The organism is [Clostridium] aminophilum, from assembly GCF_900101295.1.
Taxonomy (GTDB): domain Bacteria; phylum Bacillota; class Clostridia; order Lachnospirales; family Lachnospiraceae; genus Clostridium_R; species Clostridium_R aminophilum_A.
Genome location: NZ_FOIL01000058.1, coordinates 1 through 15116, shown reverse-complemented (window position 1 = coordinate 15116; position 15116 = coordinate 1). Strand labels below are relative to the sequence as shown.

The window sequence follows — 15116 nt, the reverse complement described above, 5'->3', positions numbered from 1 at the left end:
TTTTGGTAACGGCAAAGCTACTCTTGATAACGGATACGGTATGTTTCTGTCGATGCTTGAATATAAGTTATCAGAGAGAAACAAATATCTTGTAAAAGTAGATAAGTGGTTTCCATCATCACAGATATGTCATTGTTGTGGAAAGATACATCCTGAGATGAAAAATCTCACAATTCGTACAATGAAATGTGATTGCGGTCTTGTAATAAGCCGTGACCAGAACGCTGCTATCAATATCTTACGTGAGGGATTACGCATACTAAACGAATCTTTTGCAGTAGCCTGAAAATTAGATATACAGTAGGGATGGAATAGCCCTAACTTATACGCCTGTGGACATTGTGTAAGACATTGAGTTGCGTATCATCGTAGCCAATGCAGTAGTGGTTGAAGCAGGAAACTCCGACTTCAAATGCGAGCATTGAGTCGGAGTAGTTCACGAATAAACTTACCTGTTTGAACCGGAAAGCTGGGTTCAGAGATTGATAAGAGAGTGGGCTTTAGACGGAAAAAGATCACGTTGGAGAGATTTGGTCATGGGATGCATTTTACCGGTATTGGTGAAAGAGCGATCCCGAATCGGCAAAATCGCTTTTTCCGGGAAGTATGTGCGGATTCGAACAGAAAAGGATGCCTTTCAGGCACCCTGATCCGCTCCATTTAACCGCTCTTTTGCCGGAGCATATCCATATTCTGCAGCGAGGGAATAACACTCCCTCGCTTTTTTTGTCTGATGATTCAGCTCATACCAGAGTCCGAGGTTATAGGCCGCGATAGATAACGTATAATAAGTTTCGCAAATTCAATTTCATAACAAAATATATCAGTGCCCCATTCTGAATTGACACCATATATGGAACCAAGTATAATGAGGCTAAGGGGATTATGCAATAATGTCAAAATGGGATAAACTGTTAAACAAGATTCTTACTCTTTCCAAAGATCTTCGGTTTGATGAACTCAGAAAGGTGTTGGAAAGCTATGGATATGAGATGAACGCTCCTAAGAGCGGAAGCAGCCATTATACCTTTCGTAAGATGGGAAAGAATCCGATTACAATTCCGAAACATGAACCGATTAAGAAAATATATGTTGAAATGGTACGAGCTGTTGTAGAGGAGGAATCTTCACATGAAAACGATTGAGTATTACATGAATCTTCCCTATCGTTTGGAGATCGTTCCGGACCCGGATGAGGGGGGATATGTTGCTTGTTATCCGGATCTTCCAGGATGTATTACTGTTGGTGATTCGATGGAAAAAGCTGTTTCAAATGCGGAAGACGCCAAAAGAGAGTGGTTTTATGCGGCAATGGAAAGCGGAATGGAGATAGCGGAACCGATGTTGCAGAATAGTTATTCCGGACAGTTCAAACTTCGAATTCCGCGGAGCCTTCATCGCAGACTGGCCGAGCGGTCAAAGGCGGAAGGCGTCAGTATGAACCAGTATTGTGTATATCTTTTGTCCCGAAATGATGCGTTGGAAAAGGTCGAATAGTATTGTCGGTGAGTTGTTCACTCTTTGATTTCGCATAATATACCGTGCATTTCGCAATATATCAATTGTTATTTGATATATTGCGAAATGCACGGTATAATTTATGTAAGAAACGAGCCAAGGCCCGTGCTTGAACGAGGAATAGGCAATGCGCGATAACGAACGAAAAGATAATTCCTGAACGATATTGCGAGGTGATGATCCAAATGATGACCTGTAAAGAAAAAGCGAAAGAGTGGGGGATTTCGGTCCGGACCGTGAATGCTCTCTGCAAAAGCGGTAAGATTCCGGGTGCAGAAAAAGCAGGAAAAGAATGGATGATTCCGGATGGGACAGATAGGCCGGCAGATGGTCGGATCGTCAGTGGAAGGTACAGAAAGAATACGGGAGAGATCCCCAAAAAGCCGCTTCCGGTCGGAATATCGGATTATATCCGCGCCCAGTCCGAATACTACTATGTGGATAAGACACTGTTTATCCGCGAGATTCTGGATCGGAAGAATTATGTATCGCTGTTTACCAGACCGAGACGTTTTGGCAAAACGCTGAATATGGATATGCTCCGCGTATTCTTTGAGATTTCCCAAGAGGATACCAGCAGATATTTTGCGGATAAGTCGATCTGGAAATGCGGACAGGAATACCGGGATCATCAGGGAAAGTACCCGTTGATTTTCCTGACATTTAAGGATGTCAAATTTGATTCGTGGGATGCAACATTTGCCAGAATTGCTCAGCTTTTACAGGAGGAATTCGGAAGACATTCCGAACTTCGGAACAGCGAAAAACTGGAGAGTTACGAGAAAGAATACTATGAGAAAATATTGAGTGGGAAGGTCAATGAAGTTGAATTGGCGGTTTCACTTCAAAGGCTTTCCGCTATGCTCTCTGTTCATTATGGAAAAGCCCCCATCATTATTATTGATGAATATGATACACCGATTCAGGAAGGCTATTCGAAAGATTTTTATGATGAGATCATCGGATTCATGCGGAATTTCTTCTCCGGTGGATTTAAGGATAACCGGAATCTATCCTATGGATTTCTAACCGGCATTCTGAGAATTGCACAGGAAAGCATCTTCAGTGGGCTGAACAACCTGACGGTTAGTACGGTCATGGATGACGAATACGATTCCTTTTTTGGATTTACGGAATCGGAAGTTCATCAGATGATGGATTATTATGGCGTGACGGACAAAGAAGAGGAATTAAAATGCTGGTATGACGGATACTTGTTTGGCAATACGGAGATCTATAATCCCTGGTCAGTGATCAATTATCTGTCGAAAGGCTGTCTTCCCCAGGCATATTGGGTGAATACGGGGAAAAACGAGATCTTAGAGGACGTGCTGAAAACTTCCACCGATGACATTTCTGAGAAATTGGAATCTCTTCTTCTTGGACAAAATGTTGTCGCCAGGATTGATCAGAATGTGGTATATAGGTCTCTTGCGGAGGATCCGGCCAATATCTACAGTCTTCTTTTGGTGGCGGGATATCTGAAGCAGGTTCGGAAAAAACTTCAGGGAGACGGAACCTGGATTTGTGAAGTATCGATTCCGAATCGAGAGATTGCGGTGGTATATAAGAATGAGATTCTGTCCCATTTGATGCGGATCGGTGCAATGGGACGCGCAACAGCGAATATGATTGCAGAGAGCCTTTATGCGTTGGATTTCCAAAAACTTCAGGACGGTATCGGAGAATACATGAAGAAGAGCGCCAGCTTTTATGACGCTGGTGCAGAAGGGTTCTATCATGGGCTGATTCTGGGGCTGGTTGCACTGATGGATAATCAGTATAAGGTGAGATCCAACCGTGAATCCGGCGACGGGAGATATGATATCAGCCTGATTCCGAGAACATCACAGTATCCCGGAATCATTATGGAGTTAAAAGCCGGCAGGTCTCTGGATGAGTTGGCATTGGACCGTTTGGCGAAAGAGGCGTTACATCAGATTGGTGAAAGAAAATATGAAGCGGAAATGCAGGAAGAGGGCATTTCGGATATCCTGAAACTCGGAATTGCTTTTTCCGGGAAGAATGTGAGGATTCTGACGGAGAAAGAATGATTTTTGATGATCTGAACTACATACTATTTATGGCTTAGACCGTTCATCCGCTCTTTTGCCGGTTCATATCCATACTTTGCAGCGAGGGAATAGCATTCCCTCGCTTTTTCGTTCTGCCGGTTCAGTTCATACCAGATGCCGAGGTTGTAGGCCGCAAGAAAAGAACCTGTCCCGGCAACGCCGGCGCGGTCCGGCTGCTCGCCGATGGCAAGGCAGGCCTGATAACACTGCTCGATCATCGGAAGACGGGAGCCGCGATGCTCCAGATCCTGCAGGATGTATTTTGTGTAAAAATTGCCGCAGAAGAAATAAAAATCCGTGCTGTAGGCGTAGAGATCGGAGGTAAGGTCGATGATCTCCTCAGCCCGGTTTAAGGTGGCTTCGGATCCGATCTCCATCAGAGTATAGAGATAGCGGAGGATTCCGTCGTATACATAGACCGGGAGCGATGGCTTTGAGGAACCTTTTTCAGATCCGCTGATGCTTCCTGGGTTTGTCGAATCGTTCGTAATCTGACCGGCATTACTCTGACTATTGTTGTCCTGACAGGGGGAATTGAAAGCTTCTGCCTCGGATTCCATTTTCGTCTCTTTAGCAAAAAGTTCCGTGACCGCCGCGAAAAACTTCTCAAAGTATGGCAGACTTTCCTCCAGCCGCTTCAGATTCCGCAGCGTGATGGCGGTCTGGTACTGAAGATAATTGTCTGCAGGATCCTTGCGAAGAGCCTGAAGGAGATACTGAAGGTTTCTCTCGCCTTTTCCCAGGCCGTCATGGAGATAGCCGTCGTGATCGGCGATCACCGGTGCCTGGACGCAGATAGAGTGCTTTGTCGGCTGCTCATGGATGATGCCGCTGTAGCGGGTGCCTTTCGGGAAAATGCGCTCGCAGAGCTCCCGGGAGCATCTAAGCGCCGTTTTATCCATATCGATTGAAGATTCTGGAGAGCAGACGTAGTCATTCGCCTTGGCGGTTGGTATGTTCCGAATGTGGAAAACATCCAAATGCAGGGAGGCGTTTGGTAAAGACTGGTTGGAAGAGGATGTATCCGGAGAAGCCTGAGTATCCGGATACCAGTCATTTCGAATAAACATTGCGGCCCAGTCGTTATCGTATTTTGAAGTCATGCGCACGGCAAATTCATGGAGCGAATCGTAGGAGCCGGAGAGGACGTATTCATCGGCATCGAGGACGAAATGGATGTCGGCGCCGAGTTCCTCCGCGCGCTCGAGGGTGAAGTTTCGCGCCGCAGAAAAGTCATTGCACCATGGAAAATCATAGACCTGAACCGGCGGACGGTTTGGACCGTGAGTTTCGGAAAAGCTTTTAGAGTGGCTTTCGGGAAGAGGTGCGTCGTTGTCATCGGAATGACGGCGAAATTCTTCAATGATCTCTTTGGTCCGGTCGGTGGAGCCGGTATCGGCGATGACGATCAGATCCACCAGCGGTGCGGCTGCGAGGAGACACCGGAGGAGGCTGCGCTGTTCATTTTTCACGATAAGAGAGAGAGCAATTTTCATATTGGTTCCCCTTTCCGCTGGTCTTTCTGCGGTTTGCTTTGTGGAAGATTCTGCAGTTCGTTCTGCGAAAGATTGGGCGGATTTTTCTGCGAAAAGCCTGCCCCTGAAGGAGCAGGCTTTAACCATAATATATTCGATTTCCGGTTCGATTTCCGTACTGAGTATTCGGCACTTTTGTTTTCGCACTTACTATTCCGCACATATTATTCTGTGCTTACTGTTTCCGTGCTTACTGTTTCCATACTTCCCACAACGGTCCGCCGTCCTTATCCGGGCCTTTCATCTGCGAGAGAAGAGAGTTCAGATCCCAGGCTTTGGTGCAGTTGTCGAAGCGGTTCGAGTCAGCGATCATGACAGAGCCGTCCGGATTATGCTGGGCAATGATGATAAAGTGGCCGTTGTTCGTCAGGTCTCCCTTTCCCATGAGGGCAACCAGGAGATGGCCCTGATCGAGAGCGGCATGAACGCGTTCCGGCGTTCTCTCGGTGACCGGTGCAACCTGCATTCCGTATGCAGTCAGGGCGTTCGGAATCAGACTGTGGTAGGAGCCGCCGCCCATGGCATACTGGTTGTTGACGAGCGCCCACTCGGCGATGGTAACCGGGGAAACCCCGTTATCCATGGAGTTGAAGCTGTTGACGATCATGGAGACAACCGTCGGTCCGCAACCATATCGACCGAGACGGTCACGGCCGCCGATCATATATCCGGTCCAGTGGCTGTCGCCCTGGTTGAAGTAGAGCATCGGACCCATGGCGGTATCCAGAATCAGATTATAGTCATTATCGATGTAATGAAGTGTATTCGGAAGATTGATCGGATGAAGCTGGCCGTCCGGGCCTTCCTCATAGATCAGAGGACTTCCGTCTTCATTCTTGGTCGGATGATTTGCAAGATAGTCGGCGAGCTGCTGCTCGGCAAGCCGTGCAGCTTCCTCGGCGTCGATCAGCTCGGCATGAATTTCATTCCATTCTTCAACAAAACGTTTTGCTTCGGATGCTTTTCCTGCAGTGTAATCCGCAGCTGACTGGGTCAGTTCGCCGACAGACGGCATTTCCGGTGTTCGAAAGACAGCATAAGAGCTGACCGTCAGCGCAGCCGAGGTGACTGCGATACCGGACTTGATCATTGCGGCGATAGCGGCTTCATTCATGGGTTACATCCTTTCAAAAACGAATCAAAGCATATATATCAGAAAACGTCAACACGGGATGAGGAAAAACGGCATCCCGATAAACGGCGGCCGCCGTGAACAGACGGACACCTCCGTTGGTAAGGATAGGGAAAGTATAGCAGTTTTTTTGCTTTTCATGTACATTATCGGCTTAAAATCATAAAAGAAAAGAGCTCTGCAGTCATCTGACCCTATAGATTGTCATTTATGACTGCAAAAGCTCCTTTTTCATCATAACCGCGTATCAATTACTGTGGTATCAATTGCTGTGATTTCAATTGCAGCGGTATCCAATGTGGTGATATTATTGCGGCATCATTTTGTCAGAAGACCAAGCTGACGGTAGATGATGGACGGGATGGTCAGGAGAGGAGCCTGCTGACAGACAGCGCCGATCTTGTATGCTTCCATCGGCATTCCGTAGACAACACAGGTCTCTTTGTCCTGGCCGATGGTAAAAGCACCGTTCTTGCGCATACGAAGAAGGCCGGCCGCTCCGTCGGAGCCCATTCCCGTGAGAATCACGCCGATTGCCTGATCACGGGCGTTCTGTGCGACGGAGTTAAAGAGCACGTCGACGGACGGCGCGTGACCGTTCACCTTTTCCTCGATGGTGCAGGAGACGAAATACTCGGTTCCGCGTTTTACCAGACGCATCTGGTAACCGCCGGGCGCGATCAGCATCAGTCCCTGACGTACTTTGTCACCGTTTTTGGCTTCCCGGACTTCCATTTTCAGGATTTTGTTCAGACGCTCCGCATACATGGCGGTAAATCCGGCCGGCATATGCTGTGTAATTACAACGCCCGGCATATTGGCCGGGAAATTGCGGACGACGTCCAGAATCGCTTCCGTGCCGCCGGTGGAGGCGCCGATCGCGACAATCTTGTTTTCGCCGGCAAAATGCTCCATGGTCCGCGGTGTTGGTGTCTGCAGCTGTCTGGCTTCCATGGTGGTTGCCGGAGCGGAAGAGACCGTGCCGCGCGGCATGCGGACGCGGGAATTCGAAGCGATCAGGAGCTTCGGAAGGAGGGTACTCACAAACTGTTTGGATGTGATCTCGTCTTTGACATCCGGTTTGCGGACAAAGTCGACCGCTCCGACTTCGAGTGCATCGAACACGCGGAGATTGAGAGAGGAGACGAGAATCACCGGAACCGGATATTTCGGAAGAAATTTTCTCAGGAAATCGGGACCGGTCATTCCCGGCATTTCGATATCGAGCGTAACAACATCCGGTTTCAGCTGGGGAATCTGGCGCTCTGCGTCGAAGGCATTGATGGCATGGCCGATCACCTCAAAACGCGGACTCTGCCCAATGGATTTGATGAGAAAGTTTCGGAATACCATTGAGTCATCGACGACAAATACCCTGATTTTTTTGTTAAGATCCATAGTTTGCCCTCCAGGCTCAGGCACGAGTCAGTATAATCTGAGTTCGTATCTGAGTCGTCAATCGAAGTTTGAATGGTTTTTTCAAACTTATGTCCTACAGGAGTCAGGCAGTCAGGCCTGCCTGTACCATGTTGTTTTGTTACCTTGATTCGTTATCTTGACAAAAGCCGGCCGAAGTTATCGGCCGGCAAATGATTATTTCTTCTGATAAATGGCAGGTTCGATGTACGCATACGGACAGGTCTGCTTTGTCAGTCCCTCCGAGTGACCGATGAAGAACCATCCGCCCGGTACGGTAACCTGATAGAAACGGTTCACCAGAGCATCTTTTGTCGGCTGATCGAAATAGATCATGACGTTGCGGCAGAAGATGAGGTCGAACGGTCTCTTCCAATGCGGTGTATCAAGAAGATTAAACGGCCGGAAGATCACATTATTGCGGATGTCCGGACTGATGGTTAAGTTGCCATCCGGCTTCTTGACGAAATACTTGCTCTGCCATGCCGGCGGAAGTTTGGAGATACTGTCCATGCCGTAAACCGGATTCATGGCGGAATTCAGAATGTTCTGGGAGATATCGGTCGCAAGAATGCGAAGATCCCAGTTGCCCTGCTTTCTCGCAAAATACTCCTTCAAATACATTGAAATTGTATAAGGTTCTTCTCCGGAAGAGCAGCCCGCGCTCCAGATTGAGAGACATTTATCTCCCTGATGACGTTTTTCAAGCTCCGGGAGAATAATATTCTGGAGAAAATCGAAATGCTCTTTTTCGCGGAGAAAATAAGTGTAGTTGGTCGTGAGCTTATTGAGCATTCCGGAGATCAGCTCCTTGTTCTGCCCACGAAGAATTTCCTCGACATATTCATGGAAACCATTGAAACCTTCTGCCGTCACTGTATTGGAGAGACGGCTTACGATCAGCTGCTTTTTGTTGTGCAGATCGATTCCGAAGCATTTGCGAATGTATGTGTGCAAACGCTGAAAATCCTCATCCGTAAAACCCTGCATTTATTATCCTCATTACATCATTCTGCTTGCGATCAGTGAATCGCAGTCGAATGACATGCATACTGTGCCGTCATCCATGTTGATCATTCCGTTGAGGAGCTTTCTCTGGTTCTTCACCGGAATCGGATGAACATTGTCCATGTTGATGTCTACGACCTGACGCACGGTGTCAACGACGATACCAATAGCGGTGTCCTGAATATTCAGCACGATGATACAGGTCTTGGAAGTATATTCAATTGCATCGGAGCCCATCAGGAGACGGATATCGACGATCGGGAGGATCTGACCGCGCAGGTTGATGATTCCCTTGACATAGTCCGGAACCAGCGGAAGCTCGGTGATCGAGTGATCATTGATGATCTCAATGACGTGCTCGGTGCTGATGAACAGGATCAGGTCAGAAGACTCGAAGGTGAGGCAGCGGACGAAATTGCCGGTTTCCTCTTTGGCGATCTCGTCTTCCTCATTCACGAACTCTTCCTGTGTATTGATCTCTTCAGTCATGTCAGGTTCTCCTTTCAGGAATTTCCAAGGGCAGCATTGTAAATTCCAATGATGTCCAGGATGATACTGATTGTACCGTCGCCAAGGATGGTACAGCCGTTGATTCCGCTACTCTTCAGGTCATAATTTGCAAGATACTGCGGAAGCGGTTTTACTACTACCTGCTGTTCGCCGATCAGCTCGTCTGCATACAGGCAGCAGGAGCGGTCAGCGGCTTCAACCCAGATCAGGATTCCGTCCTTCATATCGGTATGACGGCTCTGAATGTTGTAGAAGTCGTTCAGGCGGATAATCGGGTAGAATTCGCCGAGGCGTTCAACCATCTCGTTTCCGTTGTCATCGTGGATGATGTCGTCTTCCGTGATCTTGAACGACTGGCGGATATTTGCGATCGGAATGGTAAATGTGGTATTGCCCACAGAAACCTTCATTCCGTCCACGATCGCCAGAGTCAGCGGAATCTTCAGTGTAATGGTGGTTCCGCGTCCCTTTTCGGACTCCAGACTGATGGCACCGCCGACAGACTCGACGTTCTTCTTTACAACGTCCATGCCGACGCCACGGCCGGAATATTCGGTAACTTCCTTGTTGGTGGAGAAACCGGCCATCATGATCAGGCCGAGAGCCTCCCTCTTGGAATACTGCTCACGCGGCTTGGTGAGAATGCCCTTCTCCTCTGCTTTATCGAGAAGTTTCTCCGGATCCATTCCGTATCCGTCATCCTTTACGGAGATAACGACCTCGGAAGAAGTATGGGAAGCGGAGAGTACCAGTTCACCCTGCGGATCCTTGCCGGCAGCGATACGCTCCTGGGCCGTCTCTTCAATACCATGGTCCATGGAGTTGCGGACGATATGCATGATCGGGTCCTGAATGGAGTCGATGATGGTCTTATCTACTTCGGTGTCTTCACCGATGATGGTCAGTCTTACGTCCTTGTTCAGCTTGGACTTCATATCGCGGACGATACGGTTCATCTTCTGGAATACACCGGAGATGGAGACCATTCGAAGGGACATGGAGATATCCTGAAGATCGTCCGTCAGCTTGCGCAGCTGGCGTGCGGACTTCATAAAGCTGTCCAGAGATTCCGACGGAAGCAGCTGGAGAGCAGGAGAGGATGTAACCATGGACTCGGTGATAACAATCTCGCCGACGAGATCGTTCAGCGCATCGAGCTTCTGAAGGTTTACGGAAATCAGGGACTGCTTAACCGGACCGTTGGATTTTGCAGCGGCAGCCGGTTTATCCTCTGCTTTTGCAGCCGGCTTCGGAGCCGGGGCAGCCGGTTTCGGAGCCTCCGCCTTCGGAGCTTCCGGTTTCGGAGCTTCCGGAGCAGCAGCGACTTCATTTTCCGGTTTTTCCTCTGCCTTCGGGGCATCGATTACTTCAAAATTCTTGATATGGCCCTGAGTGGAAAGAACCTCCTCAGCGGCACTTGCGGTATCGAGAGAATCGAATGCAAGGAAGAAACCATCTTCGATGATCATCTTGGAAGCATCCGGATTGGCATCCATGTCTTCCGGATAATAGCGGAAGCCCATATCGTTCTCTTTCAGAGCATTTACGATCATGAATGCACGGAGGTTTTCCATGCCGATTCCGTCCTCGAGCCAGATATGGATAAATACCTGTGCGGTCGGATCATTCGGCAGCTTCTGACCAGCAGCGGCAGCAGCCGGAGCACTGCCTCCCTCGGCAGCAGGAGCTGCCTCGCCGCCTTCTGCAGCCACTTCATCTGCTTTCAGGCGTGCCAGGAAGTCATCGATATGCTTCTGGAATTCTGCGATATCTGTGGTGAGTTCTTCTCCGTTCTCTACCTTTGCAACTTCTCCGCGAAGATAGTCTTCGGAACGGAACATCAGATCGAACAGAGCTTTCTTCTGATCCGGATTCAGATAGTCAATACCCTTATCACGGATAAAGAAGAAGAGATCTTCGATGCGATGAGCGATGACAGAGACCGTGTTGAATTCCATCATGGCACTGGATCCTTTGATCGTATGCATGATACGGAAAATCTCATTTACGTCATCTGTGGAGAAGTCGGCAACCTTTTCGTCTGCAACAAGCATCTCATCAAGTCGGTCAAGAAGACCGTTTGTCTCGAATAGATACGTGTCCAGCATACCTTCCATTTCACTAGTCATGTATTTCTACCACCTTTTAGTATCAAATTGTCGAATCAACAGTATACATTTCGTCGGTACAATTAAAAAAATAAGAGCAATCTGAAAAATGGCTCTTCTCTATAATGAAAATGAGCAATTATACCCTGCTATCAGAAGCCTTTGACCGAGGCGCGGAGACGGTTCAGATCGTTGTTGATGGACTGAACCATGTACTGATATTCATAAGCCGTTTTGACCAGATCCACCTGTTCCTGATCCATGTCCACATTGTTGCCGTCCAGTCTTGTCGACTCGGCGTTTGTGATGTGGATCGACGGACGGTTGGAGGAAATAGCCTGGGCTACAGCCTGTTCGCCTTTGGCGGTCTGAGCTGCGCGAATGCTTTTTGCCAGTGTGTCTTCAAAGGTCATGTAGCGCGATTTGTAGCCGGGCGTGTCGACATTTGCAATGTTGTTCAGCGTGATGTTCTGGCGGCCCCACAGGTAATCCAGCGTTCGCTCGGAGAGGGCAACGCCGTTTCCATACAATCCGAATAAATTGACCATATGACCGATCCTTTCCTTTTTATATAAGTTTCGAGTGCCGGTTTCCATATCTGAAAATGACCTCAGCCGCAGGGAGAAAGCTGCATTGCAGAATCCAATCCATGCGATCAATATGATTATCGTCCATAATCATATTTATTATAATATAATATATTAAAATTTGAAAGAAAGTAAAAGGCAAGTGTGTTAATTCATAGGGGAAAATGTAGCAAAAGAAGGAGAAAAAGGGAGGCTGTTTTCAGAAAAAAAGAAATCATAAAGCGTCTTATATTCTCAGTTGCATTGCCGATGAATAAGTGTGGAAACTTGATCATACTATTAAGGAGTGTATCATATGAAAAAAATGAAGCACAGCAGTTTAAAGCAGAAAGGCAGTTTCCGTAATATGGGAATCGGGGCAAGGCTCTCCGCGGTAATCGGCGGTACCATTCTTGTCTGCCTGATTGTTATGACAGTGATCGTAACGACGGTTGCATCCAACGCAATCGGAAAGATTACCGAGTCTGAAATGTACAGCATTTCGGAAGGAAACGGTGTACGCATCCGTTCAGTGATCGATGTGACGAACAGTATCCGGCAGCAGATGAAGAATGCGCTGAAGGAGATGTATGAGACCCCGGATGTTGACCAGACGGAAGAAGGCGGACACTTATTTACCAGCCGCGTGACCGGAGATCCGATTTCCGAAGGGCGTTATGAAGCGGAAAAAATCATGATCAATACCATGAATTCTGTTATTTCCGCATCGGACGAAAATTACATTTACGGTATGGGTGTATTCTTTGAACCGAACGCGTTTTCCGCAGGCTCTTCCAAATATGCCCTGTATGTGGACCGCAATGATTACGCCAACAAAACAGTCCAGAATCTGGACTACAGCGAGTACAGCCAGAAAGATTATTATACCACTCCGCAGAAGACCGGAAACTTCGGAACCACAAAGATTTACGAAGATTCCAACGGCGTAAAGATGTTCACAATTTTTTATCCGTTTAATGATGCAAGCGGCAAGTTCGCCGGTATTGTCATGATGGATATTGACGCCAATGTATTTGATAAGCTGGAAGCGGAGAATGAGAACTATCCGTCCATGTATGCGAATGTCATCAATGAGGACATGAACATTCTTTTCTCCACACATACCAACGTTATCGGTAAAGACTTCAAGGATACCGTGTCGGAGGATGCTTTTGCGAAGATATCCGAGGGAATGAAGACCGGAAAGAGATTTAATGTCACAACCTCTTCCAGTTCCGGAACGGTTATGAGATATTACGCTCCGATTGACATGGGTAACATTACCTTTTGGGTTCAGACCGCACTTCCGCTGTCGGAGTACAATGCGACCATGAACCGTCTGCGCACCATTATCCTGTGCGTATCGGCAGTGATCGTAATTCTCCTGATTGTGCTGGCATACCGGTTTATTTCTTTGGCTCTGAAACCGCTGAACACCATCAGCGATGTGGCTGAGAAGGTATCCAAGGGAATATTTAACCTTGATATCAATTATGACCGTGACGATGAGATCGGAAAAGCGATCAGCGCACTGCGCAATGTTGTGACCAGAATCCGCGGTATTGTAACGGATCTGAATGAGAAGCTGAACGAAGTTGCAAAGGGCAATTTTGCGCTGGATCTGAATGACAACGGAACTTATATCGGTGAGTTTGCTCCGCTTCTGGATGCCCTCAACACGATTACCGATGATCTGAACCAGACCATGGTAGAGATTAAGTCTGCATCCGGACAGGTTAACAACGGAGCAGAGCAGGTATCCGACGGAGCACAGGCTCTTGCACAGGGTGCAACCGAGCAGGCGTCCTCTGTCGAGGAACTTTCCGCGACCATGAACGAGATCTCCACGAAGGTCAGCGAGACTGCCGAAAAGGCAAAGAATGCGATGGAACTCAGCAAGAGAGCGGGCAGTTCCATGGAGATCAGCAACGCGAAGATGGGCGAGATGAGCGATGCGATGGCCGACATTATTCAGAAGTCGGAAGAGATCGGCAAGATTATCAAGACCATCGATGACATTGCGTTCCAGACCAATATCCTTTCCCTGAATGCGGCGATCGAAGCTGCACGCGCAGGATCTGCGGGCAAGGGCTTTGCCGTTGTTGCAGATGAGGTTGGAAACCTTGCGAAGAAGTCTCAGGAGGCTGCACAGAATACTGCGGTCCTCATTGAGCAGACGGTAGAATCCGTTCACCGCGGCGGCGAGATCACCAGAGAAACAGCGGAGTCGCTGGATTCTGTTGCGGAGAGCTCCCGTCAGATCACATCGCTTGTCGAGGAAATTTCCGAGGCATCGAATGAGCAGGCAAAGGGTGTATCCCAGGTATCTCTCGGTATCGACCAGATCTCCTCTGTTGTGCAGACTAACTCTGCGACCGCGGAAGAGAGTGCAGCGGCATCCGAGGAGCTTTCCAGTCAGGCGAATATCATGAACGGACTGGTTGCCAGATTTACGCTGAAGACAGGAACCGGAAGTTTCTCCAAGAAACCGGCGGCGAAGACAATCGATATGAGTCCGGCACCGAAGACAATCGATATGAATCCGGCACCAAAGCAGGCTGAGTCAGCACCGAAGACAGACAGTTTCAAGAGCAGCACAAGCGCACCGAAGCCGAGTTTTACCGCTTCATCCGGCGCACCGAAGACCAGCAGCGTTTCCAAACCGGCAAGCACTCCGAAGCCGGCTCCGGTTATGACTCCGGCTCCGGTTGATGATATCGATTACGATAATCTTGATTTTCATGAGCTTGACGGCAAAAATTTATGGGATGAATCTTATACCCAGACAAATGGAGCCGATAAGTATTAAGTAAAGCGAATTCGTTTTACATAAACATCCCCAGAAGACAGCCGCGATTTATGTGCTACCCTAAAGCACAGCGGCTGTCTCTTTATGTGCTGAGGCAGGCATACAGAACCTCCGGCGGACTTTGTCAGAGTCCGACGGGGGTTCTTTTCATAGTGCGCCTAGCGGCGCACGTTTCTAACGGGTTAAAGTCCCGAATCCGCCCGGTAGTGGGAAGGATATAGCCGAAAGCAAGGGCGTCCGTCGCGAGACGGAATCTGAAGGAAGCTGGATGTGGGGAACATACTAACCCACGGGCAAATCTCTGGTCTGACGAACAGAAATCTCATATGAGGTTATGCATGAGGGTAAGGCTGCTATACAAGTCGAAGCCCAATAACTACACGGAATCATGCATGATAAATGAGGCAGATGGATGGAGAGGAAGAAATGTGTGGTACCT

At 48.4% G+C, this 15116-nt stretch carries 12 protein-coding genes; 5 read left to right on the top strand and 7 right to left on the bottom strand.

The genetic code is table 11. The features are described 5' to 3' along the window. The 4 genes from BMW41_RS12140 to BMW41_RS12125 all read left to right on the top strand — a co-directional run. Nucleotides 1-286: zinc ribbon domain-containing protein (locus tag BMW41_RS12140; protein ID WP_143050873.1), on the top strand; the 286-nt coding region annotated here is incomplete at its 5' end. Nucleotides 287-893: 607 nt separating this feature from the next. Further along, nucleotides 894-1145 carry a type II toxin-antitoxin system HicA family toxin gene (locus BMW41_RS12135; RefSeq protein ID WP_074650313.1) on the top strand — a complete coding sequence of 84 codons (252 nt, stop codon included), beginning with the start codon at nt 894-896 and terminating at the stop codon, nt 1143-1145. After that, complete coding sequence (locus tag BMW41_RS12130; protein WP_031471613.1) at nt 1132-1497, top strand: toxin-antitoxin system HicB family antitoxin; 366 nt, start codon at nt 1132-1134, stop codon at nt 1495-1497. Before BMW41_RS12135 ends, BMW41_RS12130 begins: the two co-directional genes overlap by 14 nt. Nucleotides 1498-1694: 197 nt before the next feature. Beyond that, complete coding sequence (locus BMW41_RS12125) at nt 1695-3572, top strand: AAA family ATPase (RefSeq protein ID WP_330386998.1); 1878 nt, start codon at nt 1695-1697, stop codon at nt 3570-3572. A 23-nt stretch (nt 3573-3595) separates the two neighbouring features. Here the strand turns inward: BMW41_RS12125 and BMW41_RS12120 are convergent, their stop codons facing one another. From BMW41_RS12120 to flgB, 7 genes are all read right to left on the bottom strand, one after another. Then, a complete protein-coding gene (locus BMW41_RS12120; RefSeq protein WP_074650312.1) occupies nt 3596-5089 on the bottom strand; it encodes a glycosyltransferase in 1494 nt (497 codons plus the stop codon). Nucleotides 5090-5318: 229 nt separating this feature from the next. Next, nucleotides 5319-6242 (bottom strand): C39 family peptidase, encoded by a 924-nt coding sequence (locus BMW41_RS12115; protein ID WP_074650311.1) that lies wholly within the window; start codon nt 6240-6242, stop codon nt 5319-5321. A gap of 336 nt (nt 6243-6578) precedes the next feature. Continuing rightward, the gene (locus BMW41_RS12105; RefSeq protein WP_031471630.1) at nt 6579-7658 is read right to left on the bottom strand and encodes a protein-glutamate methylesterase/protein-glutamine glutaminase; all 1080 of its coding nucleotides are present in this window, start codon (nt 7656-7658) and stop codon (nt 6579-6581) included. A gap of 195 nt (nt 7659-7853) precedes the next feature. Continuing rightward, nucleotides 7854-8666: a CheR family methyltransferase gene (locus BMW41_RS12100; RefSeq protein WP_074650310.1), complete on the bottom strand. Its 813-nt coding sequence runs from the start codon at nt 8664-8666 to the stop codon at nt 7854-7856. A gap of 12 nt (nt 8667-8678) precedes the next feature. After that, on the bottom strand, nt 8679-9173 hold the full coding sequence (locus tag BMW41_RS12095) for a chemotaxis protein CheW (protein ID WP_074650309.1): 495 nt from the start codon (nt 9171-9173) through the stop codon (nt 8679-8681). A gap of 14 nt (nt 9174-9187) precedes the next feature. Next, nucleotides 9188-11323 (bottom strand): chemotaxis protein CheA, encoded by a 2136-nt coding sequence (locus tag BMW41_RS12090; protein WP_074650308.1) that lies wholly within the window; start codon nt 11321-11323, stop codon nt 9188-9190. 131 nt (nt 11324-11454) lie between these two features. Next, nucleotides 11455-11850 carry a flagellar basal body rod protein FlgB gene (flgB, locus tag BMW41_RS12085; RefSeq protein WP_031471634.1) on the bottom strand — a complete coding sequence of 132 codons (396 nt, stop codon included), beginning with the start codon at nt 11848-11850 and terminating at the stop codon, nt 11455-11457. 334 nt (nt 11851-12184) lie between these two features. Here flgB and BMW41_RS12080 point away from each other — a divergent pair, with 334 nt between their 5' ends. Then, entirely contained in the window at nt 12185-14677 is a 2493-nt protein-coding gene (locus BMW41_RS12080; RefSeq protein WP_074650307.1) for a methyl-accepting chemotaxis protein, read from the top strand. The last annotated feature ends 439 nt before the right edge of the window (nt 14678-15116 follow it).

What these genes read in the sequence shown, in the direction of transcription:
- BMW41_RS12080 (WP_074650307.1), top strand. Translation starts at nt 12,185, where the DNA reads ATGAAAAAAATGAAGCACAGCAGTTTAAAGCAGAAAGGCAGTTTCCGT.
- BMW41_RS12135 (WP_074650313.1), top strand. Translation starts at nt 894, where the DNA reads ATGTCAAAATGGGATAAACTGTTAAACAAGATTCTTACTCTTTCCAAA.
- BMW41_RS12095 (WP_074650309.1), bottom strand. Translation starts at nt 9,173, where the DNA reads ATGACTGAAGAGATCAATACACAGGAAGAGTTCGTGAATGAGGAAGAC.
- BMW41_RS12125 (WP_330386998.1), top strand. Translation starts at nt 1,695, where the DNA reads ATGATCCAAATGATGACCTGTAAAGAAAAAGCGAAAGAGTGGGGGATT.
- BMW41_RS12130 (WP_031471613.1), top strand. Translation starts at nt 1,132, where the DNA reads ATGAAAACGATTGAGTATTACATGAATCTTCCCTATCGTTTGGAGATC.
- BMW41_RS12100 (WP_074650310.1), bottom strand. Translation starts at nt 8,666, where the DNA reads ATGCAGGGTTTTACGGATGAGGATTTTCAGCGTTTGCACACATACATT.
- BMW41_RS12105 (WP_031471630.1), bottom strand. Translation starts at nt 7,658, where the DNA reads ATGGATCTTAACAAAAAAATCAGGGTATTTGTCGTCGATGACTCAATG.
- BMW41_RS12120 (WP_074650312.1), bottom strand. Translation starts at nt 5,089, where the DNA reads ATGAAAATTGCTCTCTCTCTTATCGTGAAAAATGAACAGCGCAGCCTC.
- flgB (WP_031471634.1), bottom strand. Translation starts at nt 11,850, where the DNA reads ATGGTCAATTTATTCGGATTGTATGGAAACGGCGTTGCCCTCTCCGAG.
- BMW41_RS12115 (WP_074650311.1), bottom strand. Translation starts at nt 6,242, where the DNA reads ATGAATGAAGCCGCTATCGCCGCAATGATCAAGTCCGGTATCGCAGTC.
- BMW41_RS12090 (WP_074650308.1), bottom strand. Translation starts at nt 11,323, where the DNA reads ATGACTAGTGAAATGGAAGGTATGCTGGACACGTATCTATTCGAGACA.